Raw genomic sequence first — 10,367 nt, 5'->3', positions numbered from 1 at the left:
GCGGTAAGGAAGCGAGAACGGCGACGGTGCCGCAGCGGCGGGCGTTGGCGGTTCGGGATGGCGGGTGTGCGTTCCCGGGGTGCGGGACTCCGTCGGGGTGGTGCGATGCTCATCATATTGTTCACTGGAACGATGGTGGCCCAACAGATCTCGACAATCTGATCTTGTTGTGCGGTCATCATCATCGGACACTGCACCACACGGAGTGGCGGGTGGAGATCGGACCGGATCGGAAGTCGGTGTTCTATCCACCGATGTCGGTTGATCCGTATCAGCACCCGATCGGCGGGAACAGCCCACCGACAGCCGCCTGAACGGGCATTTCGCGTTCCGGAGAGCTCAGGGCAGCGACCAGAACTGAGTAGTCACCAGATAGAAGACGACCACCCAGAACAAGGTCACCGCAGCGACGATCGCCACCCCTTGCGCGTTGGTTTTTGCGACAGGAATCCCTGGAGGTGGACGCAGCCAACGGTGCAGGAGCCGATTCACGTAGTACGGCATCGTGAAGAAACTCATGATGAAGCTCGACAACAGGTTGCCGATCAACAATCCGAGCCAGAGTGGCAGCTTCAGCGGTGACAGCGCCAAAGTTAGCAAGACGACAGTCGGGTAGAGACCGACCCAGACCGCGATCGAGGTTTTTGTCTCCGAAGGTGGAGGGGCCTCGTTTCCGTTCTCGTCGAAGGCAAACCAACTGCCGAACGAATTGTCCACGGTTCGCAGTTCGAAGTCGTGGAACTTGCGACCCTCGGCGAGAAGCTGTTGTCGCTCAGGGGAAGTCAGCCACGTGTCGAGATGGGCAGCATTGTCGAAGCGATACAGCAGGGTCCACTCATCCTGCACACCGTCGACTGGGCGAAACAGTTCGGTGCCGCGGAATCCGTCGAAAGCACTCTCCACCTCCCGAAGGCGATCCTGCCAGGCAAGGAACTCGTCGATACTGTCGTCACCTACTCGGTGCGTCACTACGACAGTCAGCAGTGGGTCCGGAGGCCTGATCCCGCCGCTCACTACCTGCTGCGTGGCCGGGCCGTCGAAGAACTGACGACCGCTGTCGAGGTAGTCCTGCCTCGTCGCGCTGTTGATCCACGCTTGAACATGAGCGATGGAGTCGAATCGGTACACGATCACCCAATCAGGTTGGGTGGGCGTCGGAGCCGCGATTTCTGCCCCGAGGAAGCCTGCATAATCTGCGGCCGCCCGGTTGAGATCTTTCTGCCAGACCTCGAATTCTTTCTCCAGTCCGGCACGCACTCGCTGGCCGATGATGACCGTAGCGGCGCTGTCCGCCGATGTGTTCGCGGTCATCGGTTCAGGCCTGAGTAGATGCGTTCCGGGGTGAGCGGTAGTGACCGGAATCGTGACCCGGTGGCATCCTGCAGTGCGTTCGCCAAAGCAGGGGCAACCGGATTGATGCAGCACTCCGCCATGCCCTTGGAGCGGAGTGGGCCGACGGAGTCTGATGACTCGACGAGGATCACCTCGGTGCGTGGGACATCTGCATAGGTCGGGATCCGGTAGTTACGTAGATTCGGGTTCGTCATCGCGCCGTTCGCGTCTACGTGGAAGTTCTCGGTGAGTGCGAAGCCGATGCCCTGGGCGACGCCACCTTCGATCTGTCCCCGCACCTGCGCCGGATTGATGATCACCCCAGCGTCGGTGGCTTGGACACTGTAGAGGATGCGGATCTCGCCGGTGATGCGATGGACGGCGATCCGGAAGCCATGAGTGTTGGACACCACGCTGCGCGGCGACCCGTACGCTTTCCGTGCTTCGGTGAATCGGATCCCGCGCGGGCGTGCAGCCTCGAGTAACTCTTGCAGTGTTAATCGAGTACTACCGCAGACGATCTTGTCGTCGTCCATCGAGCACAGGTCAATCGAGACGCCGGTGTGATGTGCGGCGAAGGCCAGTAGTCGATCGCGGAGCGCATTCGACGCGCGGAGTACCGCGTTCCCAGCGACAAACAGGCCGGCGCTGGCGAAAGCGCCTGTGTCGAAACCGGTTCGGTCGGTGTCCGACTGAATGATTCGTACACGTGACGGTGTTGTGCCCAGCTGATTTGCGGCGATCTGCACGTGGGCCGTAGAAGTTCCCTCACCGAATTCGACTGTGCCGATAGCAAGTTCGTATACACAGTCTTCGCCGAGGGTGAGCCAAGCCTCGGAAATGTGCTCGGTGGGTGGCGCGGTCTCATGTAGTGAACTGGCAGTACCGGTGCCGATCAGCCAATCGTCTCCGAGCGAGGGAACCGGTTGGCGCTTCAACGCTGCGTCGATCAGATCGACGCATTGCCCCAGTCCGTCTTCGGTGAAGATCACGTCGTCTGGGCCGTCTTCGAGTGCGACGAGTGAATCGCCAGGTCGGACGATATTGCGTCGACGCAGTTCGAGCGGATCCATGTTCAGCGCGATGGCCAATTCGGTCATGGCCGATTCCACGGCAAAGGCCGGTTGAGTCATCCCGTACCCACGCAAAGCGCCGCTCGGGACGTTATTGGTGTACACGGAATACGCATCGAACTTCTTGTTCGCACAGCGATAGAGCGAGACTGCCGCGCCGCCGGCAAAGAGTGTCTCTCCGCCGTGGTTTCCGTATGCACCGGTGTTCGAGACGTTGCGATAGTGGAACGCGGTGAGTGTCCCGTCCGACTTTGCTCCGAGCTTGATTGTGAGTTTCATCGGATGACGCGGTGACGCGGTGGTGAACTCTTCTTCTCGGGTGAATTCGAGGCAGACGGGACGACCGGTGTCCAGGGTGGCGAGCGCCACCAGATCTTCGCTGATCACTTCCTGTTTTCCTCCGAACCCGCCGCCCACGCGTTTGCAGAACACGCGCAGCTGATCCGGGCGGAGGTCGAAGAGATGGGCGAGTTTGACCTTGGCGATGGAGGGGGACTGCGAACTCGTGCGAACGTGAAGGCGTCCGTCTTCCATCCATGAAATCGAACCGTGCGTCTCGAGATGTGCGTGCTGCACTCGCGGCGAGAAGTAGGTGCCTTCGTGGATGACGTCGGCCTCGGCGAACCCGGCCTCGACGTCGCCCACGTGACCGTGAAGTTCGAGCAGGATGTTGTGCTCGGGATCTCGAACAAAGGGATCGTCGGATCCGTGCAGGGCTGGAGCGCCGTCGGCCATGGCCTCTTCCGGATCGAACACGGAAGGCAGGATCTCGTAATCGACCTTCACCTTCCGACGGCCTTCTTCCGCAGCGACGACGGAGTCGGCGAGGACGGCCACCACCCGCTGACCCACGAACCGCACGACGTTGTCGAGGATGTACGTGTCGTCCGGATCAACAAGGTGGTCGGTATGAATTGCCGTTGTAAAGAGCTTGCGCGGCACGTCTTTCCAGGTGTACACGCGATGGACACCGGGGACGGCGAGCGCCTCGGTGGTGTCGATGGAGGTGATGCGTGCATGCGCGTGGGGCGAGTGCAGCACTTTCAGGTGCAGCATGCCGTCGATCGCGGTGTCCATAGTGTATTCGGCTCGGCCGGTCACGACGTCGGTGGCCGCCGGCGCCCCGACGCTGGTCCCGACCGCCTGTCCGGGGAGGGCAACTTCGACAGCGCCGACACCGTTGACCGCGTCTTCGATGGATCGGTAACCGGTGCAGCGGCACAGGTTTCCCTTGAGCGCTCGCGGCAAGTCTTCTTTCTGCGCGTCGGTGAGCGCCGCGGAGGTCATGATCATTCCGGCGGTGCAGAACCCACACTGAAAGCCGGGTGCATCCCGGAACTGTTGCTGAATCGGATGGAGATCTTCGGGCGTACCGAGTCCCTCGATCGTGGTCACCGCGCGACCGTCGGCGCGAAAGGCGGGCGTGATGCAGCTGTGTATCGGCGCTCCGTCGAGCCACACTGTGCACGCCCCGCAGTCCCCGCCGTCGCAACCCTTCTTCACCCCGTGGTGTCCGAGGTGTCGAAGAAACGTCCGGAGACACTGTCCCGGGAACGGTTCCTCGTCGAACTTCCGGTCGTTCACCGTGTAGCTCATGACTGGCTCCCCGTGAGTTCGATTCGGAGCTCGTCGGCGTAGTGACGGGCGAGGTGCAGGCGGTGGTCGGGGGTTCCGTTGGGATCGTCGAACCAACTGTCGGCCGAAATGGAGTCGACAGCTCGTCGCAGAGAGTGCTCGTCCGGCATCGTGTCGAACGTCAGCCGTATCGGATGCGTAGTGCCGGCGGTGATGGTGACGTGAAAGTCGTCGGCTCCCGGAGTCTGCGTCGCGATCATGAAGATCGTCGAACGGCCGAGGTGCGTGAGACTGAAGCGGCGGTGGGCGTGGCGTTTGGTGAGCGCGTGCACCGGGAACTCGATGCTCCGAAGAACTTCGCCCGGCTCCAGGACATTCTGGTGGTCACCGGTCACGAAGTCGCACGCGTCGACGGTCCTCACTGTTCCGGCGGTGGCCCACAGCGTGAAAGTAGCCTCGAGTGCAACTGCCAGGGTGATCATCGGTCCGGCGGGAAGCGACATACAGATGTTCCCGCCTACGGTGGCCGAATTCCACACCTTGAAAGACGAGAGGAAGTACTCGCAGCTGACGCGAATAAGTGGACTCGCACCCCAATTGTCCGGCGGGACAAACGCATACAGTTCGGCAACGGTGCACGTAGCTCCGACACTGAAATGAGTCGCGCCGACCTCCAGTGGTGTCCAACCGAGCGCGGTGAGGTCGACCAGTCGACGCGTGTCGGGTTGTTCCGCTGAGAACAGCCACGTTCCTCCCGCGAGCCAGGCGTCGCCGGGACGCCACACGTCCCCTGGGCGATCCGGTGGTCGGCGTATCACGTCGGTAATGGTGGTGATGTCCATGCGCCTGCTCCCCTCGGGGGATGTGTCGTCTCGGAGTGGGACATTACCGAGGTGACGGGACACATTCACACTTTTAGTGCATATCGGGCACGTGAAACATGAGCGATACGTACGTGACATCACCTGGTGGTCCGTGCATGTGCTTGCCGATTCTGGGTACGACTGCTTGAGAGGCGCGATCAGCCTCTTGCTTTCGCGCTGTTGATTCGGACGCGGCTACGCACTCGGCGGCCGCGGAGATCATGCGGGGCGGGGCGCTGTGAAACCTCTCGAGGTAAGACGGACCGACCCTTTCGATGAGACCCTCTTTCCGCTCTCGGCCGCCCAACGGGCAACCTGGTTCGCTCAGCAATTCGATCCCGAAGCCCCGATTCTGATAGCGCACTACGTGGAGTTGCGCGGCGAACTCGACGTCGAATTACTGGATCGCGAAACGCGGGCAGGTGCTTACGAGTTTCAATCTCCTTTGCTCAAAGTGATCGAGGTCGATGGTCAGCCGATGCAGTACGTGGACGAGAAGGCCGAAATCTCGGTCGGTTTGGTCGACTTCCGCTGGACCGAGGATCCCTTCGAGGCTGCGCTCGAGTGGATGCGTCGAGATTGCCGGACGCAGCTCGACCTGGCAGTCGACGGAATCGTTGCGACCGCTGTGCTGCGCGTGGGTGACGCGCACTATCTGTGGTACAGCCGTATCCATCATGTCGCGCTCGACGGTTTCGGTGCCATGACCATGATGAACCGCATTGCGCATCGGTACTCGGCCTCGGCGGCGAGAAAAGATCTGCAGCCGAGTCGTGCCGCGACACTGCGCACGCTGTACGACATCGACGAGCGGTACAGACAGTCGGATCGATTCGCTGCCGACCGTGAGTACTGGGCAGGGCGCAATACAGTCGGTGCCGGATCCAGCTTGGCGGAGGCTTCTGGGCCCGCACACATCGAGAGCCGACTCGAAAGCACACTGATGTCGGACCGGAGCTGTGCCCTTCTCCACGAATCCGAGAACCACGCTGCAACGGTCATCGCTGCGCTCGCGTTGTACCTCTCGCGAATGACGGCGAAAGAGACTGTCCAGATTCATGTTCCGATGTCCGGACGGACTACGGCGGTGTTGCGGGACTCGGGCGGCATGATGGTGAACGTCGCGCCGCTGCTCATCAGTGTCGCCGCCGTCGACACCGTCGGTGAACTCTTCGCCCAGGTCCAGCATGAGCTCATGGGTGCATTGCGGCACCAGCGCTGCAGCCTCGACGACATCCGTCGGGACGCAGGCGTGACGAGCGGTCTGGAAGGCGAAGACTCATATGCCGGGCCCATGGTCAACGTCATGCTGTTTCGCCAGGAGGTGCAGTTGGGCGAGGTGGTTGGGGAGTATCACATCGTCACCTCCGGGCCGGTGGAAGACCTTCTGGTCAACGTGTATCCGAGTGGCGACAGGCTGCGTGTCGACTTCCGGGCAAACCCGATCCGATACGAGGAGGCGGGTTTACGCGAGCACCACCGGAATTTTGTCGGCTTGCTGGAAGAGTTGATCGCGTCTGATTCCGGTGCCGAACTCGCAGACATTCACGGCCCGACGGCCCGGGAGGGCGAGCGACGACAACGCGAAGTGCGGCACCTCGAGTATTGGAGACATGAGCTCACCGGGGCGCCCGAACTGTTGCAACTTCCCTTCGATCGACCCAGGCCTGCAACGCAATCGCTGGACAGTGCACAGGTTGAGGTCGTGATCGCCGCAGACACCCACGCGCGGATTACAGAAATGGCAAGTGATCTCGGGACGGACACACGCGTGGTCCTACATACGGGCTTCGCGCTTGTGGTAAGCCGATTGTCCGGGGCTTCGGACGTGGTAATCGGTACGCCGACGGGATCCGACGCGAACATCGTTGCCATCCGGAGTCGCATCGATCTGGAGACGCCGTTCACGGCGCTCCTGGGCAGTGTCGTCGAGGTTCGAAGTAATGCGCTGCCGCACAGTGGGATACGGCTCGAGCAGGTGGCGCAGTCGCTCGAGGTGGAGGATGTACCTGCGTATGCGCCGGTGATACAGGTGACGTTCGAGTCCGTCGCCAGCGCTGACGAGCACCCTCCCGACCTCGGCCGCTTCGATCTCGGAGTGTCTGCAGTCGAACTGTTCGACGAGGTGGGTACGCCGTCCGGAATCACGGTGACGCTCGCGTTTGCCACCGACCTGTTCGACGCCGAGACGGTACGTGGCCTCGGTTTGCGTTTCGCGCGCGTCCTGGAATCCGTCACCACAGATCCGGCAACGATGGTCGGCGACATCGACATCTTGTCCGACGACGAGCGATCCGCGATGCAGCCTGTCCGCAGTGACCCTCGCGCTTCGCACCGCACCCTGGCCGACCTGTTCGACGGTGCGGCGCGCACACACCCCGACGGCGTGGCCCTGTCGTATCTCGATGGCGAGTTGACGTATCGAGAACTCGACGAGCGTTCGTCGAAGTTGGCCCGAGTCTTGATCGACCGCGGCATCGGTCCGGAAAACAGTGTGGCGCTGGGTTTGACGCGTTCGATCGAATCGGTTGTCGCGATGTTGGCGGTGACCAAAGCCGGCGCGGCATTCGTGCCGGTGGATCCGACCTATCCGGGTGAACGTGTTCGCTTCATGCTTACCGATTCCGGTGCCGTACTGGGGCTCACGGTCGTTTCCGAACTTCATCGTTTGCCGGATTCGATTTCCTGGCTAGCGATCGACGACGCTGAGTTCGGTGGCCGACTTGCGCGGTTGTCCGTCCGCTCCATCTCCGATGTCGATCGGGTGCACCCGATCCGCCCCGACAATCCCGCATACGTGATCTACACTTCGGGTTCCACCGGACTCCCCAAGGGGGTGACGGTCTCGCATCTCGGACTGGAAGCGCTTGCTGCCGAACAGCGTTCGCGGTTCGGTGCGACCCAGGATGCGCGAACATTGCACTTCTCGACCCCGAGTTTCGACGCCTCGATTTTCGAATACCTGCTGGCTTTCGGTGCCGGAGCGACCATGGTGATTGCACCGAGCACGATCTTCGGCGGTGACGAGCTGTCTCGCTTCCTCGAATCCCAGCGTGTCACGCATGGTTTTGTCACTACTGCGGCGCTCGGAACAGTTTCGCCCGAGGGCCTTTCGGACTTCGGCGACGTGGTGGTCGGTGGTGAGGCCTGTCCGCCGGATCTTGTGCAGCGGTGGGCTCCCGGCCGACGGCTGTGCAATGCCTACGGGCCGACCGAGACCACCGTCATGTCGAACATCGGCGAGCCGATGGTGTCGTCGGAGAACATCACAGTGGGCGGTCCGCTCCGCGGTTTCGAGGAGATCGTGCTCGATCAGCGATTGCACCCCGTCCCCGACGGTGTTGTGGGCGAGCTGTACATCTCGGGAGACGCGCTCGCACGCGGATATCACCGGAAGTATGCGTTGACCGCAGGACGATTCGTGGCCGACCCGTTCGGTCTCCCGGGCCGGCGGATGTATCGAACGGGGGACTTGGTGCGGCGGCGCCGTGGCCGTGCACTCGAGTACGTCGGTCGCAGCGATTTCCAGGTGAAAGTTCGCGGATTCCGTATCGAGCTCGGGGAAATCGACAGCGTCGTGCAGTCGTGTCCGCAGGTCGAGAATGCAGTTACCGTGGCGCGTGCGGCTCCCTCCGGTACAACGATGATTACCACGTACGTCGTGCCTGCCGGCGGAAGTGCGCTCTCGACGGCCGATCTGACGCAGTACGCCGCGAGCCGTGTGCCCTCGTACATGGTTCCTGCGGCCTTTGTTCTTCTCGACGAGTTGCCGGTAACTCCATCGGGAAAGGTCGATCGCGCTGCCTTACCGGCACCTCGGTTCGATGCTCGGTCGGACAACTTTCGACCGCCCGAGGGCGCCGAAGAACTACTGCTGGCCGAGATTTTTGCCGACGTTCTAGGTGCTGAGGCGGTGGGTGCGGGTGACGACTTCTTCGAGCTGGGTGGGAACTCACTGATCGCCACAAAGCTGATCGCACGAGTCAATGCCGCTGAAGCAATCGATTTCGGGGTGCGGACTTTGTTCGAAGCACCGACGATCGAATCACTGGCCCTCCACGTGCGTGACGCGAAGTCCTCCGGCGTTGATCCCTCGCGTTCGAAGCGTCCAATCCTGCAGGCACATTCGTACAGGGACAAGATTCCGGTGTCCCTGGCGCAACAACGCCTGTGGTTTGTCAATCAGTTCGACACGTCGTCCCCGGCCTACAACATCCCGATGGTGGTCCGACTGTCAGGGGCGTTGGATGTGGCTGCGCTGATACTCGCGATGGGAGATGTCGTCGATCGACATGAATCGCTTCGCACCGTCTACCCGGCGTCGGTCGACGGTCCACATCAGGTCGTGGTTCCTTCGGAACGTGTGACGTCGGAGATGGCGTGGGAAGTATCCGTTGACGAGGAAGCCTTGGACAGGCGCGTCGCCGATCTCGCTCGCGAGGGGTTCGACGTGAGCGCGAACGTGCCCGTGCGCGGCTCCCTTTTTCGAATCACTCGGGACGTTCATGTCCTCGCGTTGGTGGTTCACCATATTTCGGCGGATGGAGCATCACTCGAGCCGCTGGCCCGCGACCTGACCCGCGCCTACGCGGCGCGGGCTGCCGGTCGGGCACCGGACTGGCCGCCTTTGCCTGTGCAGTACGCCGACTACAGCCAATGGCAGATCGAACTGCTCGGCAGTGCCGCCGATCCGGACACGCTCCAGGCGAAGCAGTTGGACTACTGGACGTCCACCCTGTCCGGTCTACCTGACGTGATCGACCTTCCGCTGGATCGACCGAGGCCGGCGGAACGATCCATGCGCGGTGAATCGGTCCGATTCTCGGTGCCCGCAGACGTGCACAGTGACCTCCTCGAACTCGCTCGGAATCACAACGCGACACCGTTCATGGTGATGCACGCAGTGCTGGCCGTTCTGTTGGCACGGCTGAGCGCCTCGCCGGACATAGCGATCGGCACTCCGGTGGGAGGGCGCGCCGAGCAAGTCCTCGACGATCTGGTCGGGATGTTCGTCAACACGGTCGTCCTGCGAACCGCCGTTGATACCGCCGCGACTTTCGAGGAAATCCTTTCACGAACTCGCGAAGTTGATCTGGCAGCGTTCGGGCAAACCGAGGTGCCGTTCGAGCGAGTCGTCGATGCAGTTGCTCCGGAGCGTTCACCATCTCGTTCACCGCTCTTCCAGGTTCTGTTGGAATTTCAGAACACCGCAGATCCTCACCTCGAACTACCAGGACTCGGTGTCGATGTTGTTTCAGTCGACATCGGTGTCGCCAAATTCGACTTGCAATTGTCGCTCTCCGAAAAGCGTGGCAAGGACGGAATCCCGGTGGGTTTCGACGCCGCCTTCACCTACGCCTCCGATATCTTCGAGCGCACCACAGTCACCGAATTCGGGGAGCGCTTCGTCCGCCTACTGCGGTCCGTCGTATCGGATCCAACTGCCCCAGTGGGTGATACGGAGATTCTGGGTGCGCCCGAGCGTGGGTTGGTGGTGGGTGGTTGGGATGGTGTGGGGGTTGCG

General features: G+C 61.9%; 5 protein-coding genes. 2 read left to right on the top strand and 3 right to left on the bottom strand.

The annotated features are described in order from the left end of the window. The coding region (locus QMA15_RS32180) for an HNH endonuclease signature motif containing protein (RefSeq protein WP_290289105.1) at positions 1–314 on the top strand (314 nt) is incomplete at its 5' end. A gap of 25 nt (positions 315–339) precedes the next feature. Here the strand turns inward: QMA15_RS32180 and QMA15_RS32175 are convergent. From QMA15_RS32175 to QMA15_RS32165, 3 genes are read right to left on the bottom strand one after another with little or no spacing between them, the layout of a single operon-like run. Continuing rightward, on the bottom strand, positions 340–1,311 hold the full coding sequence (locus tag QMA15_RS32175; protein ID WP_029255495.1) for an antibiotic biosynthesis monooxygenase: 972 nt from the start codon (positions 1,309–1,311) through the stop codon (positions 340–342). Further along, complete coding sequence (locus QMA15_RS32170) at positions 1,308–4,001, bottom strand: molybdopterin cofactor-binding domain-containing protein (RefSeq protein WP_046378654.1); 2,694 nt, start codon at positions 3,999–4,001, stop codon at positions 1,308–1,310. The genes QMA15_RS32175 and QMA15_RS32170 overlap by 4 nt, the downstream gene beginning before the upstream one ends. Next, positions 3,998–4,822, bottom strand: a complete 825-nt coding sequence (locus tag QMA15_RS32165) for an FAD binding domain-containing protein (protein ID WP_021333613.1) — start codon at positions 4,820–4,822, stop codon at positions 3,998–4,000. Before QMA15_RS32165 ends, QMA15_RS32170 begins: the two co-directional genes overlap by 4 nt. Before the next feature lie 259 nt (positions 4,823–5,081). On the opposite strand from QMA15_RS32165, the gene QMA15_RS32160 reads away from it, so the two are divergent. After that, positions 5,082–10,367 (top strand): non-ribosomal peptide synthetase (locus tag QMA15_RS32160; RefSeq protein WP_290289097.1); only part of this gene is annotated, 5,286 nt, incomplete at its 3' end.

This window comes from Rhodococcus sp. APC 3903, from assembly GCF_030407755.1.
Lineage (GTDB): Bacteria > Actinomycetota > Actinomycetes > Mycobacteriales > Mycobacteriaceae > Rhodococcus_F > Rhodococcus_F erythropolis.
This window is presented reverse-complemented; position numbering and strand designations above follow the sequence as displayed.

Coding starts and splice junctions, on each gene's coding strand:
- QMA15_RS32170 (WP_046378654.1), bottom strand. CDS start 4,001: ATGAGCTACACGGTGAACGACCGGAAGTTCGACGAGGAACCGTTCCCG.
- QMA15_RS32175 (WP_029255495.1), bottom strand. CDS start 1,311: ATGACCGCGAACACATCGGCGGACAGCGCCGCTACGGTCATCATCGGC.
- QMA15_RS32165 (WP_021333613.1), bottom strand. CDS start 4,822: ATGGACATCACCACCATTACCGACGTGATACGCCGACCACCGGATCGC.